The organism is uncultured Sphaerotilus sp. (genome assembly GCF_963924895.1).
Taxonomy (GTDB): Bacteria; Pseudomonadota; Gammaproteobacteria; order Burkholderiales; family Burkholderiaceae_C; genus Sphaerotilus.
The window spans coordinates 1-22,680 of sequence record NZ_CAWURG010000047.1; the positions used below are offsets into that span (position 1 = coordinate 1).

The window sequence follows — 22,680 nt, forward strand, 5'->3', positions numbered from 1 at the left end:
CACAAGATGAAATACACTTGGATGAAAGCAAAGCGTCGGGATAAAGTGGTTCTTGAACAGGATGTCGCTGAAATTCTCGATGGATTTGGCAAAAAATATAAGTTTGAATTTTAAGTATTTAACTTATTTGAAATTGCTTAACGTCGACTTGCCAATTGCCTGGAATCGATGGCACACGCGGGCAATAAAGGAATCGGCACAGCAACTCCATGGAGCCGAAAAGTGGCTACGTGAACAACCTTCTCGCGTTTTCATGGATGCGAAGTGTGAAAGTGCATTCCCTCTGGCCATCGGACCAACCAATCTCCTTCGCTTCCATCTAGTCGCCGTAACAAAGAACTCGGCAATACCAGCTCAACGATATTTCAACGGCCAGAGTTCAGGCTCATTGATGCTGGTGCCTCATCTTGCAGACAGCGACGTTAGCAAACTGCCCTTTGTAATAAATGATATCGATCCTCGGAAGACATTTGTCCACGTTCTGGATGAGCTGACGCTTAGCCTGCTCCTTGAAGAACTCGACACAACGGCAGATTTCGTCAAGTACCTGAGCGCGAAGGAAGCCTTCATTAGGTCCGGGATCTTGCAATCGTCACCTGGAGAAGAGGAACTTCTAGCCCATTACATTCTGAGCGGAGGCCTGATCGTAGATGATCCCCTCCGTCTCCCGCTTCGAATACCGAAAGATATTGAGCAAATTGCACTGAGCGAAGGCTTGTGGAACGACTACGCATCCTCCCCGCAGAGGATGAAAATGCGAGAGGCGAACAAAGTTAGCTACTTCTGGGACAAACTCATTGAGAATTTTGCGGAGCATATCGCTGCTGGTACGGTCGCCCTTGAGCAAGATCAGCCCACTGCAAATCACGAACGGGTGGTCAGGTTGCTAGCGAAGGAAAACCGCTTTGGTCGCCGAATACTTGCCGAGCAATTCATCGAGAAGCTCCGGACAACGCCAGCGGCCGCGCGCAGCTCCAGAATGTGCCCCTCTCCGCTAAACGACGGTTCGGTCTTTGTTCTCGTTCTCTTTCCGCGCGAGAAGGACCAAGACTACTCAGAGTATCGAAGTCAGCGTGTGAATCTTCTGCATGCCTATGCGGCGGTTATTCAGTACCGGCACCCAAATTTCAAGATGATCATTTTGATTGGAATGGAGCCGCAAGATTGTGAGGGCCGCTCGGAAGACATTCTCGCGATTGAATGCGGAGAACTCACCGAGGAGGAACGCATACACGCTCAAGAACTTATTAGTGAGGGCCGAATTCTCGCAGATGTAACCAGTATTCAGCACCACTCCAGCCTCGCTCCCCGAAAGCAACGCCCGAATGGCATAACGGCCCCGGCTCTTTCAAAAACAAAGATGGGCAGAAATAATCCTTGTACGTGTGGGTCCGGACTGAAGTGGAAAAAGTGTTGCATGCCAGCGCATAGGAATGCCTAACTCGAATGTTGGATAGCGAAGATCATCCGCAAGCACGCCGCCACGAATGGCCCCAGGACTGCCTCGAACTGGCTGGGCGTTTTGCCGACTTTCCCTTGCGCGAAGACAGCGCAGCGCCTCTGCCCGCCGATGTGAGCCTGCCGGGCTTGCAGTGGCTCAACTGGCACAACACCGCATGACGCCGAGGAACACCCCGGCTCGCATCAACGCAGCGTCACCGCCGGCGCCGTCAACCGCTGCATCCCCTCGCCCACCGTCACCGCCCCCCGCCCGAACAGCGCCTCATGCGCCCCCAGCACCGGCGTGACACAACAATCCGCGCCCGCGAACCGCTCGACCCACACCGCCAGCGGCCGGCTGCCAATCAGCGCCCCCAGCTCGTCGATCAGCGCCCGCGCCGCCTCGCTGCCCGGCGCTTCCCCGAGGCTCCAGTGCCGCGCGGCCCAGTCCTCACGCCCGACCACCGCGCACACGCCCTGCCAGAACTTCAGCTCCAGCGCCCCGACCGCCAGCCAGCGGTTGTCGGCGCAGCGGTAGAGGTTGTAGCAAGGCACGCCACCGTTGAGCAACGACGCGCCCGGTGCGGGGGACTCGCCGTCGGCCAGCGCGTCGGTGCCGAGGATCACCTGGTGCTGGCGCACCGCGTCGGTCATCGACACATCGACCCAGCGCCCCTGCCCCGTCCACTGCGCGCCGAGCACGGCGGCCAGCGTGCCGATCGCCGCGGTCTGCGCGCCGCCGAGCTGGTCGGCGATCTGCAGGTGGCTGAAGACCGGGCGGCCGTCGGGCGTGCGCGTCTGGTCGACCACGCCGGCCAGCGACAGGTAGTTCAGGTCGTGCCCGGCCGCCAGCCGCAGCGGCCCCTCCTGCCCGTAGCCGCTGATGCTGGTCAGCACGATGGCGGGGTTGATCGCCCGCAGCGCCTCGTAGCCCAGGCCGAGCCGCTCCATCACGCCGGGCCGGAAGCCTTCGACAACCGCGTGCGCCTCGGCGACCAGCGCGCGCAGCGTGGCGAGCTGCTCCGGTTGCTTCAGGTCGAGCACGAGGCGGCGCTTGCCGTGGTTGACGACGCGGTAGAAGTGCGAGACGCCGTCTTCGCCCGGGCCCATGTAGGCCGCGTCATCGCCCGGCAAGCCGGGTCGGCCGGGCAGCGGCGGCTCGACCTTGAGCACCTGCGCGCCCAGGTCCGCCAGATGCTTGCAGGCCATCGGGCCGGGCAGCAGGCGCGACAGGTCGAGCACGCGCAGCGGCGCGAGCGGGTGCTGGCGTTCATCGGCAGCAGGCGCTGCGTGGGCCTGGATGGGCTCGGCGGCGGACCAGTGGGCAGACCAGATGGCGGACATGGGCGAACCTTTGTGTCGGATCAGCGGATCAGCGGGCGAGTTCGGTGCGCATCGCGTCGATCACGCGGGCGTAGTCGGGCGTGTTGAAGATGGCGCTGCCGGCGACGAAGGTGTCGGCGCCCGCATCGGCGACGCGGCGGATGTTGTCGATCTTGATGCCGCCGTCCACTTCCAGCCGGATGTCGCGGCCGCTGGCGTCGATGATCTTGCGGGCCTTCTCGATCTTGCGCAGCGCGCTGTCGATGAAGCTCTGGCCGCCGAAACCGGGGTTCACGCTCATGATCAGGATCAGGTCCACCCGGTCGATCACCCACTCCAGCACGTCCAGCGGCTCGGCCGGGTTGAACACCAGACCCGCTTTCACGCCCTCGGCCTGGATGAGCTGCAGCGTGCGGTCCACGTGCGCCGAGGCGTCGGGGTGGAAGCTCACCAGATCGGCGCCGGCCTTGCAGAAGGCTTGGGCCAGTGCGTCGACGGGCGACACCATCAGGTGCACGTCGATCGGGGCGGGCGTGCCGTCGGGCTTGACCGAGTGCTTCTTGAGCGCCTGGCAGACCATCGGCCCGAAGGTCAGGTTGGGCACGTAATGGTTGTCCATCACGTCGAAGTGGATCCAGTCGGCGCCGGCGGCGAGCACGTGTTTCACCTCGTCGCCCAGACGGGCGAAGTCGGCGGACAGGATGGAGGGGGCGATGCGGTAGGTGGGGGTCGTCATGCCCCGGATTCTAGGGAACAGACGGGTTACAGCGTGGCCGCAAGGGCTGTTTCAGGCGCCCGGAGCGGCGGGTTCGCGCCACTGTTTCAGATGCTGACCGGCATCGACGAAGACCGTCTGTGCCGTGACGCGCCGCGCGTCCAGCAGCCACGCGACCGCGTCGGCCACCTCCTCGGGCGCCACCGCGCCTTGCAGCGGTGTCGCCCGCGCCGCCGCCTCGAACGCAGCCAGGTCCGCGTCCGGCAGCGGCAGTGTCGGCCCCGGTGCCACCGCGTTGACACGGAACGGCGCCAGCGACAGCGCCAGCCGTGGCAGCGCCGCGTGCATCGCGCCCTTGGACAGGCAGTAGCTCAGGAACTGGTCGTGCAGGTTGGCGACGTTCTGGTCGAGCACCATCAGCGCCTGCCCGCGGGGAAAGCGCCGCGCCGCCGCCAGCGTCAGCAGCAGCGGCACCTCGTAGTGCACCGCGTGGTGCATCCGGAAACGCGCCAGCGTCACCGAGTCGCGGTCGTCGTTCTCGAAGGCGCTGGCGTTGTGGACCAGCGCCAGCTCGGCCTCGGCGGGCAGCGTGACCAGCAGGGTCTCGAACGAGGCGAGCGTCGCGGCGGTGTCGGAGAAATCGGCCTGCCAGACGCCCATCGGCCCGTGCGGCGGCGGGTTGAGCAACTGGTCGAGCGCCTCGGCACGGGCGGTGCCGCGGAAGGCGTGCAGCAGCACGCGCCAGCCGCGGGCGGCCAGCGCCTCGGAGATCGCCCGGCCGACGCGCGCATGCCCGCCAGTGACGAGGGCGATGCGCACCGGCCCCGCGCTCACGCGAGCGCCCGGGCAGTGGCGTCCACCTTCATCAGCAGGTCGCGGTCGACCGGTGTGAAGAAACCGATGCTCTCGACGCCGTCGTAGCGCTCGGTCTTGCGCACGCGCACGTCCACGCGCTCGACATGCTCGCTGGCCAGCACGCGGCGACCGATCTTCAGCGCCAGCGATTCCTGCAGGATGTGGTGCCCCTCGGCCAGCGTGGTGGCGATGGCGTCCACCGCGGCCATGTAGTCGTAGGGCATGGCGTAGCGGTCGAGGTAGAGCGCCGGGTTGAAGAACAGGTGCACGCGCAGGTCGATCACCACGCCCTGCGCCACGCCATGCTCGTCCGGCGCGCAGCCGATCTGCGCGCGGGCCTGGTAGCCGTTGATCTCGAAGTAGGGAGCGGTCGGGGAGGCGGACATGTCAGGCGGTCACCTCGAAGCCCGCGTCCTCGACCGCGGTGGCGAGCTGGGCGGACGAGACCTGCGCCTCGTCGTAGCGCACCTGCGCCTGGCCGGGCGTCAGCGTGACGTTGACGGATTCGACGCCGGGCAGCGCCTGCAGCACGGCGGTGACGCTGCGCACGCAGCCGCCGCAGGTCATGCCGGTGATGGGGAGGGTGAGGTCGGTCATGGTCGGGCCTGTCGGATCGGGGTCGATTCGGGATGGAATCGGATCGGAAATCAGTATAGGACGCACCGCAGCAGGCCCTCGCCGCCACGGGATTTCGCGCCCTTGTCCTACAGCAAGGCGAAGTCGGGGCTGACGTGGACCAGGCACTCCGCCACCCAGGATGGACCCAGGCACCGCCGCGTCCGGTGGGGCCCGGAATCCCGCCCCTGTTGCCCACCGCCTTGTCCCCGATGCCCGCCATGCCACCCCTCGCACACGCCAAGGCCGATCCCGCGGCGCCCCCCACCCCCGGGTGGTCGTGCTGGATCCTGCTGGGGCGCCGCGCGGTCGAGGCCTGGATCGACGACCGCGCGGCCAGCATGGGCGCGGCGCTGGCCTACTACACGCTGTTCTCGCTGGCGCCGCTGCTGCTCATCGTCATCTCGGTGGCCGGGCTGGTGTTCGGACCGGAAGCCGCCCGCGGCGAGATCGAGTCCCAGATGCGCGGCCTCATCGGCGAGGCCGGCGCGGTCTCGCTGCAGGCGCTGCTGGCCAGCGTGAACCGCCCGACCGACGGCCTGGTGGCCACGCTGTTCGGCCTCGGCCTGATGCTGGTGGGCGCCACCACCGTGTTCGCCGAGCTGCAGGACACGCTCGACCACATCTGGCGCGCGCCCGCACGGCCGGCCAGCGGCCTGTGGAGCCTGCTGCGGGCACGGGTGCTGTCCTTCGGGCTGATCCTGGGGGTGGGTTTCCTGCTGGTCGTGTCGCTGCTGCTCAACACCGTGCTGGCGGTCGTGCAGCACTGGTGGGCACCGGGATTGAGCGAGGCCTTTGCCGGCGTGGCGGGGCAGGTCGCCAGCTTCGCGCTGATGACGCTGCTGTTCGCGATGATCTACAAGATCATGCCGCGCGCCCGCATCGACTGGACCGACGTCTGGATCGGCGCACTGGTGACCGCGGGCCTGCTCACCGCGGGTCGCCATGTCATCGGCCTGCTGATCGCCACCAGCGGCGCCGCAGCGGGTTATGGCGCGGCCGGCTCGCTGGTGGTGCTGCTGCTGTGGGTCTACTACTCGGCGCAGATCTTCCTGCTGGGGGCGGAGTTCACCTGGGTCTATGCCCACGCGCTCGGCTCCTACCGCGGCATGGTGGCGGAGCGGGCATGACCCCGCGCTGGCGCCCCGGCCGCCCCCTGCTCGGCGGGCTGGGCCTGCTCGCGCTGCTCGGCATCGGCTTCGCCTGGGGCGAGTGGGCGGGCTGGCCGTGGCTGGCGCCGCCCCTGGCGCGTGTCCTGAGCGACCGGCTCGGGCGCACGGTGCAGTTCGGCGCGGACGGAACCAGCCGGCTGCAGCTCCATCTGCTCGGCGGAGTGCGGCTCCAGGCCGACCGGCTGCAGGTGGCGCCACCCGCCTGGGCCGCCAGCCGCCCGCCCACGCTGGACGCGCAGACGGTGCAGCTCGACCTGCGCTACCGCGATCTGCTGACCGGCTGGCGTGGCGGCGATCTGGTCGTGCAGCGCCTGCAGGCGGGGAGTCTGGCGCTGGACCTGCTGCGCGACCAGGACGGCCGCGCCACCTGGCAGATCGGCAACGGGGCGCCCGACACGGACGTGCCGCCGCCACCGGTGCAGGTGCGCACGCTGGCCGTGCAGAACGGCACCGCGCAGTTGCAGGACGACACCCGGCAGCTGAAGCTGGCGCTGGACTTTTCGCTGGCGCAAGGGGCGGCCGGCCCGGGCATCCAGGCCAGCGCCACTGGCCGCTTGCGCAAGGAGGCCCTCACCGCGGCGCTGCACACCGAGGGTCCGCTGCCCTGGGTGTCGGGGGCGGATCCCGTGGAGACCGGGCTGACGTTCAACCTGCAGGTCGGTCAGGCCGCGCTGGCCTTCGACGGGCGGGCCGGGAGCCTGTCGACGCTGGAGGGCCTGCGCGGCACCTTCGGCATCGGCGGGCTGTCGCTGGCGCCGGTCGGCCGGGCGCTCGACCTGACACTGCCGGCCACCCATCCCTTTGCCGCGGCCGGCAGCGTGGCGCACCACGCGAACCGCTGGGATCTGGACATCGTGCTCGCCACCGTGGGCCGCAGCAGCGTCCACGGGCAGGTGCACCACGACACCGTCGGCGGGCGGGGCCGGGTGACCGGGTCGCTCGTCAGCCCGCTGTTCCAGCTGCGCGATCTGGCGCCCGCGATCGGCGCAGCCCCCGCCGGCACCCCCGCCCCGGCCGGACGCCGCCACCGCACCCTGCCGGACCGCCCCTTCGACCTGGCCGCGCTGCGGGCGATGGACGCCGATGTGCAGCTGTCCGTGGCGCGGCTCGACCTCGGCACCCCGGCGCTGCAGGCCGTGCAGGCACTCGATACCCGGCTGCGGCTGGACGCCGGCGTGCTGGTGCTGGACGCGCTGACCGCCCGACTGGCCGATGGCCGGGTGACTGGCCGCCTCCAGCTCGACGGCCGGCAGACCCCCGCCCGCTGGGACACCACCCTGCAGGTGCGCGACCTGCGGCTCGAACACTGGGTCCGCGCCGTGAACCGACCGGGCCAGCCGCCCTATGCCAGCGGGAAGCTCGGCATGACCCTGCAGGTGGCCGGGCGCGGACGCTCGACGGCCGAGCTGCTGGCCACGGCCAACGGGCGCGCGGTGCTGCTGTGGACGCAGGGCACCATTTCGCACCTGCTGGTCGAAGTGGCTGGACTGGACCTGGCGCAGGGGCTGGGGGTGCTGCTGGTCGGCGACGATGTGCTGCCGGTCACCTGCGGCGCGGCCGATCTCCGGATCCACGACGGACAACTGACCCCGACCCTCCTGATGGTGGACACCCGCGACTCCACGCTCTGGGTGGAAGGCCAGTCCTCGTTCGTCAACGAAACGCTGGCGCTGACGGCGCGGGTGCATCCGAAGGATTTCAGCCCGCTGAGCCTGCGCTCGCCGCTGCGGGTGGAGGGCACGTTTGCCGCACCCCGGGTCCAGCTCGAACGCGGCGCGCTGCTCGCCCGGCTCGGGCCGGCGGCGCTGCTGGCGCTGGTCACGCCGCTGGCGGGGCTGCTGCCGCTGCTGGACATGGGGGGCGACAGCGGGGCGCCCGCGGTCGCTGGTTGCACCCGGCTGGTGCACGGGCAGGCCGGGAAGGCGGTACCGACACCAGCCAAGCGGCGCTGAACTGGACGCGGGTCCGCTGTCGGACGGCGCCGACACGGCGGCGGCACGCTGGCCGATGGTGCGCAGGCCATCCGGCGCCTACGCTGAGGCCATGCATTGCCAACGACTGAAAGGACTTCCCATGGACTCCACCCGCACCTCCACCACTCCCGTCGCCACCGCCTCGTCTACCCGTCTGCGCTGGGCCGTGCTGGCCGCAGCCTCGTCCCTGGTGCTGCTGGCCGCCTGCGGCAAGCAGGACGACCGCACCGTCGGCCAGAAGGTCGATGCCGCGGTGAACTCCGCCGAACAGAAGACCGACGCCGCTGCCGAAAAGATGCGCCAGGAAACGGCCGATCTGAAAGCACGTACCGGGGAAGCGCTCGACAAGGCCGCCGACAAGACCTCCAATGCAGCCGATGCGGCGGTCCAGAAGGCCCAGGACGCCGCCATCACCACGTCCGTGAACGCCGAGCTGGCCAAGGACCCGACGCTGAGCGCCCTGTCGATCAACGTCGACACCACCGCTGGCGCCGTGACCTTGCGGGGCACCGCACCGAGCACGGTGGCACGCGAGCGGGCCACGGCACTGGCCAAGGCCGTCAAGGGCGTGCACAGCGTCGACAACCAGCTGCTGATCAAGGGCTGACCATCCTCCATCGATAACCGCGTCACCGGCAGGGGTCCGGGAGCGCCATGCGGCTGCAGAAACAGCATGCGCCGCATGATCTTGTTTGCACCACAGGAGATCGCACCATGGACAGCCTCTTCCATTCGATGAAGGAACTCTTCGCCCAGCTGGGCCTGGACGACGATCCCGCCGCCATCCGCGCCTTCATCGCGCAGCACCGGCCGCTGCCACTGGAGACCCGGCTGTTCGACGCGCCGTTCTGGTCGCCCTCGCAGAGCGCGCTGATCCGTGAGAAGCTGCAGGAGGACGGCGACTGGTCCGTCCTGATCGACACCCTCAACACCCAGTTGCGCGCCAGCCCGGCCTGAGCCCGGAATCCAGATGAAGAAGGTCGCCATATGCCCATGTCACGACGTCCCGCTGTCCGCCTCCCCTTGGCCCTGGGCTTGGCGGTGCTGGCCCTCACCGGCCTGAGCGCCTGCGGTGAAACCGCGCGGCTCACCGTGCGCGACGGCACCGGCCCGAATCCGGTGCTGCCGCCCCCGGTGCGCACGCTGCTGCCGACGGCGGTGATCGCCCCGGCGGTCGGCTGGCCAGCAGGTCAGATGCCCACACCCGCGCCCGGTCTGGCGGTGCAGGCCTTCGCCGAGGGGCTTGACCACCCGCGCTGGCTCTACCGCCTGCCCAACGGCGACATCCTCGTCGCCGAGACCAACGCCCCCGCCAAGCCCGCCGAGACGGGGCTGCGCGCCTGGGTGACCCGCTACCTGATGGGCCGGGCCGGCGCCCGCGCACCCAGCGCCGACCGCCTGCTGCTGCTGCGGGACGCCGATGGCAATGGCCAGGCCGAGACGCGGCACGTCTTCCTCGCCGGGCTGCATTCCCCGTTCGGCATGGCGCTGGTCGACGGCCGGCTGTACGTGGCCAATACCGACGCCGTGGTGTCGGTGCCCTACCGCGACGGTGACGTGCAGGCCAGCGAGGCGCCGACCCGGCTGGTCGGCCTGCCCGGCGGCCCGCGCAACCACCACTGGACCAAGAGTCTGATCGCCAGCCCCGATGGCCGCCACCTCTACGTCGGCGTCGGCTCGAACAGCAACGTCGCCGAGAACGGCCTCGCCGAAGAAGCCGGACGGGCCGCGGTCCACGAGATCGACCTGCCCGGCGGCGCATCGCGCATCTTCGCCAGCGGCCTGCGTAACCCCGTCGGTCTGGCCTGGACGCCAGGCGCCGCGCCCCGTCTGTGGACCGTGGTCAACGAGCGCGACGAACTCGGCAGCGACCTCGTGCCCGACTACCTCACCGCGGTCGAGCCCGGCGCCTTCTACGGCTGGCCCTGGAGCTACTACGGCGACCACGTCGACACCCGCGTCCAGCCGCCCAACCCGGCCGCCGTCGCCCGCGCACGCCGCCCCGACTACGCGCTCGGCCCGCACACCGCCTCGCTCGGCCTGGCGTGGCTCGACCAGGGACCGCTGCAGGCCGTGCTCGGCACCGGCATGGTCGTCGGGCAGCATGGCTCGTGGAACCGCCAACCGCCCTCGGGCTACCAGGTGGTCCACGTGCCCTTTGTCGACGGCCGGCCGAGCGGCTGGCCCCGCACCGTGCTGGACGGCTTCCTGGACGAGACCGGGCGGGCCCGCGGCCGGCCGGTCGGTGTGACGCAGGACGCCAGTGGTGCGCTGCTCGTGGCCGATGACGTGGGCAATGTGGTCTGGCGCGTCACGCACCAACCGTGACACGCGCCGGAAACCTTGCGTCTATCATCCGCCCATGCCGCATCCCCAGTTCACCTGCACCGTCCTCCCCGCCTACCTCGCCGAACACTCGGACACGTCGAAAGGGATCTACGCCTTCTCGTACACCATCACGGTGGTCAACACCGGCGACACCGTGGCGCAACTGATCGGACGCCACTGGGTCATCACCGATGTCGCCGGCCACACCGAGGAAGTGCGCGGACTGGGCGTCGTCGGCCACCAGCCGGTGCTCAAGCCGGGCGAGCGTTTCGAGTACACGAGCTGGACCCGGCTCGCCACACCGCGCGGCCAGATGCGCGGCACCTTCTTCTGCATGACCGAAGACGCGCAGCCCTTCGACACCCCCGTCCCCGCCTTCGAGCTATCGCAAGCTCACGCACTGCATTGACGGGGCTGCTGCACCGCCTCCGCTCGGCCTGGGCCGCACGCCCGGCCGCCGATCTGCCCACCCTGCTCGACACCGCCGACCCCGGCGCCCCGCGCGCCGACCGCCACCTCTGGCTGATCGCGCTGGTCGATGCCCTGCGCCCCGCCGATACCGCGGCCGCTGGCACGGCTGGGCCACCTGCTCGACCTGCTGGACGCAGACCCCCTGCTGGCCCAGCGCTGCCGCGTGCTGCTGCGCTCGGTCTTCGCCACCGCGGACGCCGGCACGCTGCTGGCGGACTTCGGCTTCTCGCCACGCTCGGGCTTTGGCGCCGAGCTGATCGACCGGCTGCGCCTGCTCACCCTGCCCGGCACGCCCGACACCGGCGACCTCGGCCAGCTCTTCCAGATGGTCTTCCACGACCCCGACGACGCCGACTGGCTCGCCGCCATCGATGTCCCGACGCTGGCGCGCATCGAGCGCCTGCTGGTCGATGACCATGTGCGCGGACACTGGCACCGGGCGCTGATCGACTCGGTGCAGATGCTGGCCAGCCAGGTGCGGGCGGTCGGGCTGTCGGCCTCGATCCGGCCGCGCATCGATCCCACGCTGCTGGCCGACCGGCCCTTCCACCAGCTGGCCCAGGCCGCTGCGCTGCTCTCCGACGCCAGCGAGACCGTGGACACCGCCGCACCACACGAACAGCAGCAGCAGATCAATTACCTGCGCGTGCTGCTCGACGCGTGCCGAACAGCCGCGGCCAGCGTGCGCGAACACCTCGACGCCTGGGGCGTGTCGGTGGACGTGGTGTTCCAGATCGAGCAGCTCCACGAGCGCATCGCCCGCATCGAGGCCCTGCTGAACTGCCTGGCCGCCGCCGAGCCGGCGCGCGAGTGGCAGCTGCTCACGGTGGCCTTTGCGCGCAGCGTGCAGACGCGGCGCAGCGTCGGCGCGCTGTTCTCGCACCACTACGCCATGCTCGCCCGCAAGGTCGCCGAGCGCAGCGCCGCCACCGGCGAGCACTACATCACCCGCACCCGGGACGAATACTTCGACATGCTGCGCCGCGCCTGCGGCGGCGGGCTGGTGATCGCGGGCACGACCTTCCTGAAGTTCGCCATCGGCGCGCTGACGCTCTCGGCGTTCTGGGCCGGTTTCTGGACCGGCACCAACTACGCGGCCAGCTTCGTGCTGATCCACCTGCTGCACTGGACCGTGGCCACCAAGCAGCCGGCGATGACGGCCCCCGCCATGGCCGCCAAGCTCGAAGGCGTGGTCGACAGCGACGCCGCCACCGAGGACTTCGTCGACGAGGTCACCCACCTGATCCGCACGCAGATCGCCGGCATCCTGGGCAATGTGCTGGTGGTGGCGCCGGTGGTGCTGCTGATGCAGCTCGCCGCCTGGCAACTGCAGGACGCGCCGCTGATCGACGCCCAGACCGCCCACCACGTGCTGGACAAGCTCACGCTGCTCGGGCCGACCCTGCTCTACGCGGCCTTCACCGGCGTGCTGCTGTTCCTGTCGAGCCTGATCGCGGGCTGGTGGGAGAACTGGTTCGTCTTCCACCGGCTGGACAGCGCCATCGCGCACAACCCGCGCATCGTGCGCTGGCTGGGCAGCGAGCGGGCGCAGCGCTGGTCACGCTGGTGGCGCGAGAACATCTCGGGGCTGGCCGCCAACTGCTCGCTGGGGATGATGCTCGGACTGGTGCCGACACTGGCCGCCTTCTTCGGGCTTCCGATCGAGGTGCGCCACGTCACACTGTCGGCGGGCCAGATCGCGGCCGCGCTGGGCACGCTGGGGGTGCCGGTGCTGCACGATCCGGCCTTCTGGTGGTGTGTGGCGGCCATTCCGCTGACGGGCGCGCTCAACGTGCTGGTGAGCTTCACGCTGGCCTTCCGGCTGGCGCTGCGCTCGCGGGGGCTGAAGGTGCGCGACCGCGGGCGGCTCTATGCGGCGCTGCGGCAGCGGGTGCGTTCGGCACCGGGCAGCTTTCTGCGCCCGGCCTGAGGTCGGCAGGCGCTACAGTCGCCGGTCGTCCGGGCCGTCCGTCTTGTCCGGGGTGTCCTCGATGCGCTCGCCACCGCGGCGCCCCGAGAACATGGTCCACCAGACGATTCCCACCAGCAGCAATCCGGCCCCCAGTGCTTCCAGAATGATCAGCGTCATGCCCTTGTTCCTTTCGATCGGCGCCGACAGCGCGCACCGCGTGCGCCAGCGGGTCGGCGCCACCTTGGTGGCCGCGATTCTAGGCACGCTGGCCGGCTGCGGCAGCGGCCCGCGCCAGCCACCTGCGCCGCCGCTGGACATCCCCCCCTCGGTGCAGACCGCGCCGCCCGCCGCCGCCGATGCCGAGATCCGCACGACGCCCCGCGGACGCTGGGTGCGCGGCGAGTGGTCGGACCTGCCGGGCTGGGACGCGGACCAGACGCTGATGGCCTGGCCCGCGCTGCAGCGCAGCTGCGACAAGGCCATCACCGCCGCCAACGGCGGCAACACCAGCGGCCGTGGCCTGGCGGCGGCCGGCATCGCCACCGGCACGGTCAGTTTCAGCCCCTTCGCCTTCGCCTCCGAGTGGAACGCGGTCTGCCGCGAGGTGCGCCGCCTCGGCCCCGGCCCGAACGAGGCCCAGGTGCGCCAGCTGCTCCAGTCGCGGCTGCAGCCCTGGCGCGTGGAAAGCGCCGAGGGCAAGCCCGACGGCCTGCTGACCGGCTACTTCGAGCCGCTGCTGGAGGCCAGCCGCGTGCGCACCGAGCGCCACACCGTGCCGGTGTACGGGCTACCGGCCGACCACGGCGTGCGCAAACCCTGGTTCACCCGCGGCGAGATCGACACCCAGCCCGCCGCGCAGGCGGCGCTGAAGGGCCGCGAGATCGCCTGGCTGGCCGATCCGATGGACCTGCTGCTGGTGCAGATCCAGGGCTCCGGCCGGCTGACCTTCACCGAGCCGGGCGGTGTGCGGCGCATGGTGCGGCTGGCGTTCGCGGGACACAACGACCAGCCTTACCAGTCGATCGGCCGCTGGCTGGTCGACCAGGGCGCCTTCACGCTGGAACAGGCGAGCTGGCCGGCGATCCGCCAGTGGGCGCGCCAGAACCCGCAGCGCGTCAAGGAGATGCTGGCCGTCAACACACGCTATGTCTTCTTCCGCGAGGAGCCGCTGGCCGATCCAGCGATCGGCGCAGTGGGGGCGCAGGGCGTGCCGCTGACGCCGGGCCGCTCGATCGCGGTTGACAAGGACAGCATCCCCTACGGCACGCCGGTCTGGATGGCCAGCACCGAGCCGCAGGTCTGGAGCGCCAACCCGGCCACGCCGCGCCCGCTGCAGCGCCTCGTGCTGGCGCAGGACACCGGCAGCGCGATCACCGGCGCGGTGCGCGCCGACTACTTCTGGGGCTGGGGCGACGGCGTGGAAGAACGCGCCGGGCGCACCAAGCAGCCGCTGAAGCTGTGGGTGCTGTGGCCGAAGTGACGTCGATCCGCAGGATCAGTAGGTCTTGTACGGCAGGAACTTGCCCGACATCGTGATGCTGACCCGGTCGCCCTTCGGATCGGGCTCGCGCTGCAGGTCCATCTTGAAATCGATCGCGCTCATGATGCCGTCGCCGAACTCCTCGTGGATCAGTTCCTTGAAGGTCGTGCCGTAGACGCTCACCAGCTCGTAGAACCGGTAGATCAGCGGGTCGGTGGGCACCGAGGTCGGCAGCGAGCCCTTGTACGGCACCACCTGCAGCCAGCGCACCGCCTCCTCGGGCAGCGCGAACAGCTCGCCGATCACCGCAGCCTGTTCCGCCGTGAAGGTCATCTGGCCGAGGCAGCCGGCGGTGACCCATTCCTTGCTCAGCCCCACCCGCTCGGCGACCTGCGCCCAGGTAATGCCCTGGCGGACCTTGGTCTCGATGATCAGCTCGGTGACGTCGTTGCGGTTCATGGGGTCTCCTGCAGGTGGTTCAGGTGGTCGCACCGGTTCAGTGCACCTCCAGCCCCCCATGCGAGAACCGCACCAGCCCGTGCGTGGCCCGTGCTCAGCTCGACTCGGTCCGGTCGCGCCCGGCTTCCTTGGCGCGGTACATCGCCTGATCGGCGCGCTCGATCGCGCTGTCGATGTCGCCCTGTCCGAGGCAGCCGGTGACGCCGGCCGAGAAGGTGAGCAGCAGGCCCGGCGCCACCTCGTCGAACGGCGTGGAGCGCAGCCGGTCGCGCAGCCGCCCCAGACACTGCTGCGCCGCCTCGATCGAGGTGTCGGGCAGCATCAGCAGGAACTCCTCGCCGCCCCAGCGCGCCATCACGTCGCCACCGCGCAGCTCGGACTCGACCCGGTGCGCAAAACCGCGCAGCACCTGGTCGCCGCCGGCGTGGCCGTGGGCGTCGTTGATGCGCTTGAAGTGGTCCAGATCGATCAGCGCGATCGCCAGCGGCAGCTTCTTGCGGGCGTGGCGGGCGGTTTCGGTGGCGAGCTGGTCGAGGATGGCGCGGCGGTTGGGCAGACCGGTCAACTCGTCGCGGGTGGCCAGTTCGCTGATGCGGGTCAGCGCCTGCTGCAGCTCGGCCCGCTGCCGATGGTGCTGCTCGCGCAGCTGCGACACCCGCATCGCCAGCAGCACGACCCCTGCCAGCACGGCGGTGGTGTAAGCCAGGTGCACCGATTCGACATCAGCCGGAAAGTGGAAGGAGTCCGTCAGCGTCAGCCAGCGCGACGCCGCTCCGAGCAGTAGCAGCGCCCCCGCCGCCAGCCCCAGCGCCTCGCGCGGACCCAGCCGGAACATCGCGAACACGACCACCAGCACCGGCATCCCCATCGCCGCACCGCGTGTCGGCCCCGCGACCATGTAGACCCACACGGCCCCCAGCAGCCCGGCGATCGATTGGGCCAGCGTCAGCGAGGGCTCCCAGCCAAAACGCCGGTGCAGCGCCAGATTCAGCCCGCTGCGCATCACGGCCACGAAGCCCAGCCCGCAGCCCAGTACCGCCAGCGCCAGCGGCAGCGCTGCACGGGTGCGGATCAGGTCCAGGCGCCACTGCCAGGCCAGCACCAGCACCAGCACGGCATACGCCCCCAGCGCCAGCAGGCTCTGGGTGACACGCCAGCGTTGTGGCCCCGCGGGGCCGAGCAGCCAGTCGGCCACGGGGGTGATGGAACTGTTCACGGAATGGTCAATGCGCTTGGGAATATCGAGCCCGATCTTCACTGATTCCGTGCAATTTTCCCACCCCTCAGGCCCGCCCGCCTGAATGCATGAGGTGCGACAGCGGCCAGGCTGCGCCCGCTTTCACTTCGCCCAGCGAGAAGCTGGTGTGCATGTCCTTGACGTTGGGCACCTTGAACAGCGTGTCGCGCGCCCAGCGCGAGTAAGCGTCGAGGTCGGTGGTCACCACCTGCAGCTCGAAGGTGCCGGTGCCGCTGATGTAGTGGCAGGACACGACCTCGGGCATCGCGCGCAGGCCGTCCTCCAGCGCGCGGGTCGCCTCGGCGTTGTTGCGCTCGGCGTCCACGCGCACGAAGGCGAGCACGCCCAGGCCGATCTTGCGGCGGTCGATCTCGGCGCGGTAGCCGGTGATGTAGCCCTCGTCCTCCAGCCACTTGACGCGCCGCCAGGTGGGCGCTGCCGACAGCCCGATCCGGCTGGCCAGTTCGGCATTCGACAGCCGCGCATCGCGCTGCAGTTCGGCCAGGATGGCGATGTCGTAGCGGTCGAGTCCGCCCTCCGCAGAACCACGGGTTTTCCCTGAATCAGATATTTCTGGCAATCCTGTTTCTTTCATGACCGCTCCTGAATGCAATGCTTGCTTGGCACAGTGTATTCAGGGCATGAAAAGAAAACACCTGTCGGGCGTGGATGCCTACACTTTCCGGCATTGGCCGCCCCGTCCGGCAGCCCGCGCTGGAGCCCTTCGATGAACGCCCCTCTGCCTGATGCGGTCCGCCGCGCACTCGATGCGGTCACGCTCGACGACAAGTACACGCTCGACCACGGCCGCGCCTTCATGAGCGGCGTGCAGGCGCTGGTCCGGCTACCAATGCTGCAGCAGGCGCGCGACAAGGCCGCCGGCCTGGACACCGCCGGCTTCATCAGCGGCTACCGCGGCTCGCCGCTGGGCACCTACGACCAGTCGCTCTGGGCCGCGCAGAAACACCTCGCCGCGCAGGACATCGTCTTCCAGCCCGGCGTGAACGAGGAACTCGCCGCCACCGCGGTCTGGGGCACGCAGCAGCTCGACCTGTTCCCGCAGACGAAAAAGCACGACGGCGTCTTCGGCCTCTGGTACGGCAAGGGGCCGGGCGTGGACCGCTGCGCCGACGTCTTCAAGCACGCCAACATGGCCGGCACGGCGCGCCACGGCGGTGTGCTGGCCATCGCCGGCGACGACCACGTCGCGAAAAGCAGCACCGCCGCGCACCAGAGCGACCACATCTTCAAGGCCTGCGGCATCCCGGTGTTCTTCCCGAGCACGGTGCAGGAGATCCTCGACATGGGGCTGCACGCGCTGGCGCTCAGCCGCTACTCGGGCGTCTGGGCGGGGATGAAGACGATCCAGGAAGTCGTGGAGTCCTCGTCGTCCGTCAGCGTCGAGCCGGACCGCGTCAACATCCTGCTGCCCGAGGATTTCCAGATGCCCCCCGGCGGCCTGCACATCCGCTGGCCCGACACCGCGCTGGAGCAGGAAGCCCGGCTGATGGACCACAAGTGGTACGCCGCGCTCGCCTACATCCGCGCCAACCGGCTGAACTACAACGTGGTCGCGACGCCCAACGACCGCTTCGGCCTGATCGCCAGCGGCAAGGCCTACAACGACATGCGCCAGGCGCTGGTCGACCTCGGGCTGGACGACGACACCTGCCGCGCGCTCGGCATCCGCATCCACAAGGTCAACGTGGTCTGGCCGCTGGAGGCGACGATCACGCGCGACTTCGCCCAGGGGCTGCAGGAGATCCTCGTCGTCGAGGAGAAGCGCCAGGTCATCGAGTACCAGGTCAAGGAGGAGCTGTACAACTGGCGCAGCGACGTGCGGCCGAACGTGCTCGGCAAGTTCGACGAGCCGGATGGGGACCAGACCGGCGGCGAGTGGTCGATGCCGAACCCGAGCCAGAACTGGCTGCTGCGCGCCAAGGCGGACCTGACGCCCGCGATCATCGCCAAGGCCATCGCCAAGCGGCTGAAGCGGCTGGGCGTGCCGGCCGACATCGCGGCGCGCATGGACCAGCGGCTCGACGTGATCGCTGCGAAGGAGCGGGCGCTGGCGACACCGGTGGCGGCGGTCGGGGATCGGACGCCGTGGTTCTGCAGCGGCTGTCCGCACAACACCAGCACCCGCGTCCCCGAAGGCTCGCGCGCGCTGGCCGGCATCGGCTGCCACTACATGGCGACCTGGATGGACCGCAGCACCATCACCTTCAGCCAGATGGGCGGCGAGGGCGTGGCCTGGGTCGGGCAGGCGCCGTTCACCACCGACACGCATGTGTTCGCCAACCTCGGCGACGGCACGTATTTCCACAGCGGCCTGCTCGCCATCCGGCAAAGCATCGCCTCGGGCGTGAACATCACCTACAAGCTGCTCTACAACGACGCCGTGGCGATGACCGGCGGCCAGCGTGTCGGCGAGCGGCCGGAGGGGCACTCGGTGCTGCAGATCATGCAGAGCCTGCTCGCCGAGGGTGTGGCGAAGCTGGTCATCGTCACCGACGAGCCGGCGAAGTACGCAGGGGTCGCGCTGTCGCCGGGGGTGACGGTGCACCACCGCGATGAACTCGACGCGGTCCAGCAGCAGTTCCGCGAGCTGAAGGGCACGACGGCGATCATCTACGACCAGACCTGTGCGACCGAGAAGCGGCGCCGCAGGAAGCGCGGCACGATGGCCGACCCGGAGAAGCGCGTCGTCATCAACGAGCTGGTCTGCGAAGGTTGTGGCGATTGTTCGGCGCAGAGCAACTGCCTGAGCGTCGAGCCGGTCGAGACCGAGTTCGGCCGCAAGCGGCGCATCAACCAGAACTCGTGCAACAAGGATTTTTCCTGCGTGAAGGGCTTCTGCCCGAGCTTCGTCACGGTCGAGGGCGGGCAGCTCAAGAAGCCGAAGAAGGAGCAACGCGGTGACCTGAGCGCCCTGCCGCCGCTGCCGGAGCCGGTGCTGCCGGTGGCGGAGAGCGCCTGGGGCATCGTCGTCGCGGGCGTCGGTGGCACGGGCGTGATCACGATCGGGCAGGTGCTGGGCATGGCCGCGCACCTCGAAGGCAAGGGTGTCGTCACGCAGGACGCGGGCGGCCTCGCGCAGAAAGGCGGCGCGACCTGGAGCCACATCCAGATCGCCAACCGCCCGGACGCGATCTACACCACCAAGGTGGACATCGCCCGCGCCGACCTGGTGATCGCCTGCGACCCGATCGTCGGCGCGAACAAGGCGACGCTGGCCACGATGCAGACCGGGCGCACGTTTGTCGCGCTGAACAGCCACGGGGCGCCGACGGCGGGGTTTGTCCACAACCCGGACTGGCAGTTCCCGGCCGGCAACTGCGACACCGCGTTGACGGCGGCGGTCGGCGCGGACGGGCTGGGCGCGTTCGACGCGGAGCAGGCCGCCTCGCAACTGCTCGGCGACTCGATCTACGCCAACCCGCTGCTGATGGGCTTCGCGTGGCAGAAGGGCCGCATCCCGCTGAGCCGGGCGGCGATCCTGAAGGCGATGGAGCTGAACGGCGTGCAGGTGGCGAACAACCAGGCGGCGTTCGACTGGGGCCGCCGCTGCGCGCATGACCTGGCGGGGGTGCGCAGCCTGTTCGCGGCGCAGCAGGTGATCCAGATCGTCAAGCGCCCGTCGCTCGACGAGGTGATCACCAAGCGGGTCGAATTCCTCACCGGCTACCAGAACGCGGCTTATGCGGACGAGTACCGCGCGTTTGTCGCCAAGGTGCGCACGGCCGAGGCGCCGCTGTCGAGCACGAAGCTGACCGAGGCGGTGGCGCGCTACCTGTTCAAGCTGATGGCCTACAAGGACGAGTACGAGGTCGCCCGGCTGCACAGCGACCCGGCGTTTGCGGCGCAGATCGGGGCGATGTTCGAAGGTGAATTCAAGCTCGTCCACCACCTCGCGCCGCCGCTGCTAGGCAAGACCGACGCGCAAGGGAACGCGGTCAAACAGGCGTTCGGGCCGTGGATGCACAAGGCCATGCCGTGGCTGGCGAAGCTGAAGGGGCTGCGCGGCACAGCGTTCGACCCGTTCGGCCGGACCGAGGAGCGGCGCACCGAGCGGGCGCTGGTCGGCGAGTACCGGGCAGCAATCGAGGAGGTGCTGGGGCGCTTGTCAGCGGAGCGGCTGGGGGCGGCGGTGGAGATTGCGCGGGTGCCGGAGGAGATTCGGGGGTATGGGCGGGTGAAGGCTGCGGCGCTGGAGAAGGTGCGGGGCAAGTGGGCGGGGTTGATGGTGGCTTGGCGGAAAGATTGACCGACCGGGGTCTGCGGTCTGGCTACCTCCCCCAGCGGGGGAGGGCTGGGGTGGGGGCTCGCGCTGGGCCAACCTCCCCCGAAGCGCCACAGAAAGCGGCGCAGGATCGAGGCGTAGGCTGACCCCGAAGCCCCCCTCCCGACCTCCCCCTCCGGGGGGAGGAGTTCAGGCGCTGGTCTGCCTTACTGGTCAGCAAGCCCTCGGGCCAGACGGAAGCCGATGATGCGGCCGAAGATGTCGTCACGGCCATCCGGCCCGAGCGCGTTGCGGTCGGCGGAGCGGCAGTCCCTGCCGAGGTCGAACCAGCTCCCGCCGCGAAGCACCCGCCGGCGACTTTCTTTTTTGTCTTGATGGATAACTGGGTCTTTCACCTCTCCCGCCTGATACGGCGCATACCAATCCCCAGTCCACTCATACACGTTCCCGTGCATGTCGCTCAACCCGAAATTGTTCGCCGCATACCGTCCAACGGCCACTGTTTTTCCGGGCGCCCCCTCGCCACAGTTCGCTTTCGATGCGCTCAGCGTAGCCCCGAACGAATACGCCGTCGTCGTCCCCGCCCTCGCCGCGTACTCCCATTCCGCTTCGCTTGGTAGCCGGTATGACTTCCCCGTCTTCGCGTTCAATTTTTTGACGAACTCCTGCGCTTCGTTCCAACTGACCTGCTCGACTGGGCATTCATCACCGCAGTCCTTGAAGCGGCTCGGGTTGCTGCCCATCAACGCCCGCCACTGCCCCTGCGTCACCTCGTACTGCCCCATCGCGAACTTGCTGATGCTCACGCGGTGCTGCGGGCCTTCGTCGTCGTACCGCCCAGGCTCGTTGGCAGGCGACCCCATCATGAAACTCCCCGCAGGCACCACCACCATCCACGGACACGCCGCGTCCTCGCAATCGCGGAAGCGTTTGCCGGGTGGGTATGGATCGGCGGGGGGCGGGGCGCTGCGGGTTTCGGCCTGGGCAACCGGAGGTTCAGACGGTCGCACGGGCACTGGCACCACCGCCCCCGGTACCTGAAACACGATGTCCCCGAACGACAGCTTCGAGTCCTTGATCACGTCCGAATGCGGGTTCTGTCCGGCGTTGTACTTGGGCAGCGTCTGCTCCAGCCACATCCCGAGTTCCTTGCCCGTCACGTAGCCGTCACCCACCCGCGACCCACGACCGCCCAACGCTTCGATGAGCAACGGCACGAACTGGCTCTGCGCTGGCAGCAGTTCGTCCGGCCCGCCTGCGGCGATGAATTGACGCACCGGCTTGGCCGCCTGCCCGGTCAGGAAACGCCACCGGTCGGACACCGACTTGCCACGCGGATCGGGCCGCGTCGGGGCCGACTTGGTCATGAAGATGCTGCCCGAAAAGCAACTGTCGAACAGGAACACCGCGTGCCGGGCGCTGATCTCGTAGGCGGCGGTCTCCAGCGTCTTGATCGACATGGCCTTGGCGTAGAACCCTTCCGTCGTCACCCTGGGATCTAGTGCATCAGTCGGCACCAGATAACCCATGCTGGTGGCCGGATTGGTGTAGCCGTGCCCGGAGAAGAACACCAGCAGGCGGTGATCGGGGTCATGCCCGTAGGCAGCCAGAAAATCCTTGATCGCGGTCTGAAGTTCGACCCCGTTTGGATCGGACACACGCCGCACCCGGAAGCCGTGAGGACGCAATGCCTCGGCAACCAAGTCCAACTCCTTGCCGGTTTCACGCAGCGGTGACCAACCCTTGCGTCCCACCCCAAGGTAATCGGAGACGCTGATCAGCAGCGCGTGGCTCTGCTTGTACAGCTCCCGCCGCACGCCCTTTTCGTCGATCACGCTCGGCTGCGGCCCGGTCGGCTCGTAGTCCTTGACCACGAGTGCCTGCGCCGCCCCACAGGACACCCACAGCGCCAGCGCGATCCAGCCCGCGCGACGACGCCACGCCGGCGTCATTTCTTGTCCCCACCAGCCCCAGCCACCTCGGCCGCCGCATCGGTCAGGATCTTCTGCCACTGCACACCGTCGATAGCCCGCCGACCCTCATGCGTCGTCACCGTGCCGTTTCGGTGCCGCACGATCAGCAGGTCGGCCGAGCCTTTCGGGTCGTGCGTGATCTTCAGCGTCTTGCCGCTGGCATCGACGATCGTCATGCCATAGGCAAAGTCCTTGTAGACCGACACCAGCCCCTGCGCCAGCGCCGGCAGCGCCATCAGACCCACCAGCAGGTACAGCAGCGGCAGCCCTTTGGTGTCTTCCACCGACGCCTCGTCCGCCTCGACCCGGTCGCGCGGAAACCCGCTCGTCTCGACCGCCTGCGACAGCCGAGACGCCGGCACCTGCCACGTCACCTCGACGCCGTCCGCCGCCCAAACCGGGCCGCCCAGCCCCGCCACCCCGGCGGCCACCGCCACCACCTGAAGAAGAACCCCGCGCCGCTGCACCATGTCCGCTCCCGAAA

Annotated in this window: 21 protein-coding genes; 10 read left to right on the top strand and 11 right to left on the bottom strand. The window is 69.0% G+C overall.

Annotated elements, in window-relative coordinates:
- The first annotated feature begins 61 nt into the window (after positions 1–61).
- Positions 62–1,441 carry an SEC-C domain-containing protein gene (locus AABN02_RS17135; RefSeq protein ID WP_338416122.1) on the top strand — a complete coding sequence of 460 codons (1,380 nt, stop codon included), beginning with the start codon at positions 62–64 and terminating at the stop codon, positions 1,439–1,441.
- A gap of 203 nt (positions 1,442–1,644) precedes the next feature.
- Here the strand turns inward: AABN02_RS17135 and AABN02_RS17140 are convergent, their stop codons facing one another.
- The 5 genes from AABN02_RS17140 to AABN02_RS17160 are packed head-to-tail and all read right to left on the bottom strand — an operon-like array spanning position 1,645 to position 4,930.
- On the bottom strand, positions 1,645–2,784 hold the full coding sequence (locus AABN02_RS17140) for a CaiB/BaiF CoA-transferase family protein (protein ID WP_338416123.1): 1,140 nt from the start codon (positions 2,782–2,784) through the stop codon (positions 1,645–1,647).
- A 28-nt stretch (positions 2,785–2,812) separates the two neighbouring features.
- Positions 2,813–3,499 (bottom strand): ribulose-phosphate 3-epimerase, encoded by a 687-nt coding sequence (rpe, locus tag AABN02_RS17145; RefSeq protein ID WP_338416124.1) that lies wholly within the window; start codon positions 3,497–3,499, stop codon positions 2,813–2,815.
- A gap of 51 nt (positions 3,500–3,550) precedes the next feature.
- Positions 3,551–4,312, bottom strand: coding sequence for an SDR family oxidoreductase (locus AABN02_RS17150; RefSeq protein WP_338416125.1), 762 nt, complete (start codon positions 4,310–4,312; stop codon positions 3,551–3,553).
- Positions 4,309–4,719: a dihydroneopterin aldolase gene (locus AABN02_RS17155; RefSeq protein WP_179633292.1), complete on the bottom strand. Its 411-nt coding sequence runs from the start codon at positions 4,717–4,719 to the stop codon at positions 4,309–4,311. The genes AABN02_RS17150 and AABN02_RS17155 overlap by 4 nt, the downstream gene beginning before the upstream one ends.
- 1 nt (position 4,720) lies before the next feature.
- Positions 4,721–4,930 carry a cation transporter gene (locus AABN02_RS17160; RefSeq protein WP_338416126.1) on the bottom strand — a complete coding sequence of 70 codons (210 nt, stop codon included), beginning with the start codon at positions 4,928–4,930 and terminating at the stop codon, positions 4,721–4,723.
- Positions 4,931–5,169: 239 nt separating this feature from the next.
- On the opposite strand from AABN02_RS17160, the gene AABN02_RS17165 reads away from it, so the two are divergent.
- From AABN02_RS17165 to AABN02_RS17195, 7 genes are all read left to right on the top strand, one after another.
- On the top strand, positions 5,170–6,078 hold the full coding sequence (locus AABN02_RS17165; RefSeq protein ID WP_338416127.1) for a YihY/virulence factor BrkB family protein: 909 nt from the start codon (positions 5,170–5,172) through the stop codon (positions 6,076–6,078).
- Positions 6,075–8,072, top strand: coding sequence for an AsmA family protein (locus tag AABN02_RS17170; protein ID WP_338416128.1), 1,998 nt, complete (start codon positions 6,075–6,077; stop codon positions 8,070–8,072). The genes AABN02_RS17165 and AABN02_RS17170 overlap by 4 nt, the downstream gene beginning before the upstream one ends.
- 121 nt (positions 8,073–8,193) lie before the next feature.
- Complete coding sequence (locus AABN02_RS17175; protein ID WP_338416129.1) at positions 8,194–8,700, top strand: BON domain-containing protein; 507 nt, start codon at positions 8,194–8,196, stop codon at positions 8,698–8,700.
- 107 nt (positions 8,701–8,807) lie between these two features.
- On the top strand, positions 8,808–9,050 hold the full coding sequence (locus tag AABN02_RS17180) for a DUF2789 domain-containing protein (RefSeq protein WP_338416130.1): 243 nt from the start codon (positions 8,808–8,810) through the stop codon (positions 9,048–9,050).
- Positions 9,051–9,086: 36 nt separating this feature from the next.
- On the top strand, positions 9,087–10,421 hold the full coding sequence (locus AABN02_RS17185) for a sorbosone dehydrogenase family protein (RefSeq protein WP_338416131.1): 1,335 nt from the start codon (positions 9,087–9,089) through the stop codon (positions 10,419–10,421).
- Positions 10,422–10,455: 34 nt separating this feature from the next.
- Positions 10,456–10,830, top strand: coding sequence for a Co2+/Mg2+ efflux protein ApaG (apaG, locus tag AABN02_RS17190; protein ID WP_338416132.1), 375 nt, complete (start codon positions 10,456–10,458; stop codon positions 10,828–10,830).
- Positions 10,831–10,959: 129 nt separating this feature from the next.
- A complete protein-coding gene (locus AABN02_RS17195; protein ID WP_338416133.1) occupies positions 10,960–12,822 on the top strand; it encodes a site-specific recombinase in 1,863 nt (620 codons plus the stop codon).
- A 12-nt stretch (positions 12,823–12,834) separates the two neighbouring features.
- Here AABN02_RS17195 and AABN02_RS17200 read toward each other — a convergent pair whose 3' ends face one another.
- Positions 12,835–12,981, bottom strand: coding sequence for a hypothetical protein (locus AABN02_RS17200; protein ID WP_338416134.1), 147 nt, complete (start codon positions 12,979–12,981; stop codon positions 12,835–12,837).
- Between AABN02_RS17200 and AABN02_RS17205 the strand changes: the two genes are divergently transcribed.
- Positions 12,980–14,284: an MltA domain-containing protein gene (locus AABN02_RS17205; protein ID WP_338416135.1), complete on the top strand. Its 1,305-nt coding sequence runs from the start codon at positions 12,980–12,982 to the stop codon at positions 14,282–14,284. The two genes, AABN02_RS17200 and AABN02_RS17205, sit on opposite strands and share 2 nt — an antisense overlap.
- Before the next feature lie 15 nt (positions 14,285–14,299).
- On the opposite strand, the gene cynS is transcribed toward AABN02_RS17205, so the two are convergent.
- The 3 genes from cynS to AABN02_RS17220 form a co-directional block, all read right to left on the bottom strand.
- The gene (gene cynS, locus AABN02_RS17210; RefSeq protein WP_338416136.1) at positions 14,300–14,743 is read right to left on the bottom strand and encodes a cyanase; all 444 of its coding nucleotides are present in this window, start codon (positions 14,741–14,743) and stop codon (positions 14,300–14,302) included.
- Between the two features lie 94 nt (positions 14,744–14,837).
- Positions 14,838–15,959: a GGDEF domain-containing protein gene (locus AABN02_RS17215; RefSeq protein ID WP_338416137.1), complete on the bottom strand. Its 1,122-nt coding sequence runs from the start codon at positions 15,957–15,959 to the stop codon at positions 14,838–14,840.
- Between the two features lie 67 nt (positions 15,960–16,026).
- On the bottom strand, positions 16,027–16,575 hold the full coding sequence (locus AABN02_RS17220; protein WP_338416138.1) for an Lrp/AsnC family transcriptional regulator: 549 nt from the start codon (positions 16,573–16,575) through the stop codon (positions 16,027–16,029).
- A 132-nt stretch (positions 16,576–16,707) separates the two neighbouring features.
- Between AABN02_RS17220 and AABN02_RS17225 the strand changes: the two genes are divergently transcribed.
- Positions 16,708–20,247: an indolepyruvate ferredoxin oxidoreductase family protein gene (locus tag AABN02_RS17225; protein ID WP_338416139.1), complete on the top strand. Its 3,540-nt coding sequence runs from the start codon at positions 16,708–16,710 to the stop codon at positions 20,245–20,247.
- Between the two features lie 182 nt (positions 20,248–20,429).
- On the opposite strand, the gene AABN02_RS17230 is transcribed toward AABN02_RS17225, so the two are convergent.
- Together AABN02_RS17230 and AABN02_RS17235 are read right to left on the bottom strand one after the other, a co-directional pair.
- Positions 20,430–22,175, bottom strand: a complete 1,746-nt coding sequence (locus AABN02_RS17230) for an SUMF1/EgtB/PvdO family nonheme iron enzyme (RefSeq protein WP_338416140.1) — start codon at positions 22,173–22,175, stop codon at positions 20,430–20,432.
- Positions 22,172–22,666, bottom strand: a complete 495-nt coding sequence (locus AABN02_RS17235) for a hypothetical protein (protein ID WP_338416141.1) — start codon at positions 22,664–22,666, stop codon at positions 22,172–22,174. The genes AABN02_RS17230 and AABN02_RS17235 overlap by 4 nt, the downstream gene beginning before the upstream one ends.
- Positions 22,667–22,680 lie beyond the last annotated feature (14 nt).

Bases quoted from the DNA above. Each gene is read 5' to 3' on its own strand.
- cynS (WP_338416136.1), bottom strand. From the start codon at position 14,743: ATGAACCGCAACGACGTCACCGAGCTGATCATCGAGACCAAGGTCCGC.
- AABN02_RS17175 (WP_338416129.1), top strand. From the start codon at position 8,194: ATGGACTCCACCCGCACCTCCACCACTCCCGTCGCCACCGCCTCGTCT.
- AABN02_RS17170 (WP_338416128.1), top strand. From the start codon at position 6,075: ATGACCCCGCGCTGGCGCCCCGGCCGCCCCCTGCTCGGCGGGCTGGGC.
- AABN02_RS17135 (WP_338416122.1), top strand. From the start codon at position 62: ATGTCGCTGAAATTCTCGATGGATTTGGCAAAAAATATAAGTTTGAAT.
- AABN02_RS17200 (WP_338416134.1), bottom strand. From the start codon at position 12,981: ATGACGCTGATCATTCTGGAAGCACTGGGGGCCGGATTGCTGCTGGTG.
- AABN02_RS17185 (WP_338416131.1), top strand. From the start codon at position 9,087: ATGTCACGACGTCCCGCTGTCCGCCTCCCCTTGGCCCTGGGCTTGGCG.
- AABN02_RS17165 (WP_338416127.1), top strand. From the start codon at position 5,170: ATGCCACCCCTCGCACACGCCAAGGCCGATCCCGCGGCGCCCCCCACC.
- AABN02_RS17180 (WP_338416130.1), top strand. From the start codon at position 8,808: ATGGACAGCCTCTTCCATTCGATGAAGGAACTCTTCGCCCAGCTGGGC.
- AABN02_RS17220 (WP_338416138.1), bottom strand. From the start codon at position 16,575: ATGAAAGAAACAGGATTGCCAGAAATATCTGATTCAGGGAAAACCCGT.
- AABN02_RS17160 (WP_338416126.1), bottom strand. From the start codon at position 4,930: ATGACCGACCTCACCCTCCCCATCACCGGCATGACCTGCGGCGGCTGC.
- AABN02_RS17205 (WP_338416135.1), top strand. From the start codon at position 12,980: ATGCCCTTGTTCCTTTCGATCGGCGCCGACAGCGCGCACCGCGTGCGC.
- AABN02_RS17225 (WP_338416139.1), top strand. From the start codon at position 16,708: ATGAACGCCCCTCTGCCTGATGCGGTCCGCCGCGCACTCGATGCGGTC.
- AABN02_RS17230 (WP_338416140.1), bottom strand. From the start codon at position 22,175: ATGACGCCGGCGTGGCGTCGTCGCGCGGGCTGGATCGCGCTGGCGCTG.
- AABN02_RS17140 (WP_338416123.1), bottom strand. From the start codon at position 2,784: ATGTCCGCCATCTGGTCTGCCCACTGGTCCGCCGCCGAGCCCATCCAG.
- AABN02_RS17195 (WP_338416133.1), top strand. From the start codon at position 10,960: ATGCCCTGCGCCCCGCCGATACCGCGGCCGCTGGCACGGCTGGGCCAC.
- AABN02_RS17235 (WP_338416141.1), bottom strand. From the start codon at position 22,666: ATGGTGCAGCGGCGCGGGGTTCTTCTTCAGGTGGTGGCGGTGGCCGCC.
- rpe (WP_338416124.1), bottom strand. From the start codon at position 3,499: ATGACGACCCCCACCTACCGCATCGCCCCCTCCATCCTGTCCGCCGAC.
- AABN02_RS17155 (WP_179633292.1), bottom strand. From the start codon at position 4,719: ATGTCCGCCTCCCCGACCGCTCCCTACTTCGAGATCAACGGCTACCAG.
- apaG (WP_338416132.1), top strand. From the start codon at position 10,456: ATGCCGCATCCCCAGTTCACCTGCACCGTCCTCCCCGCCTACCTCGCC.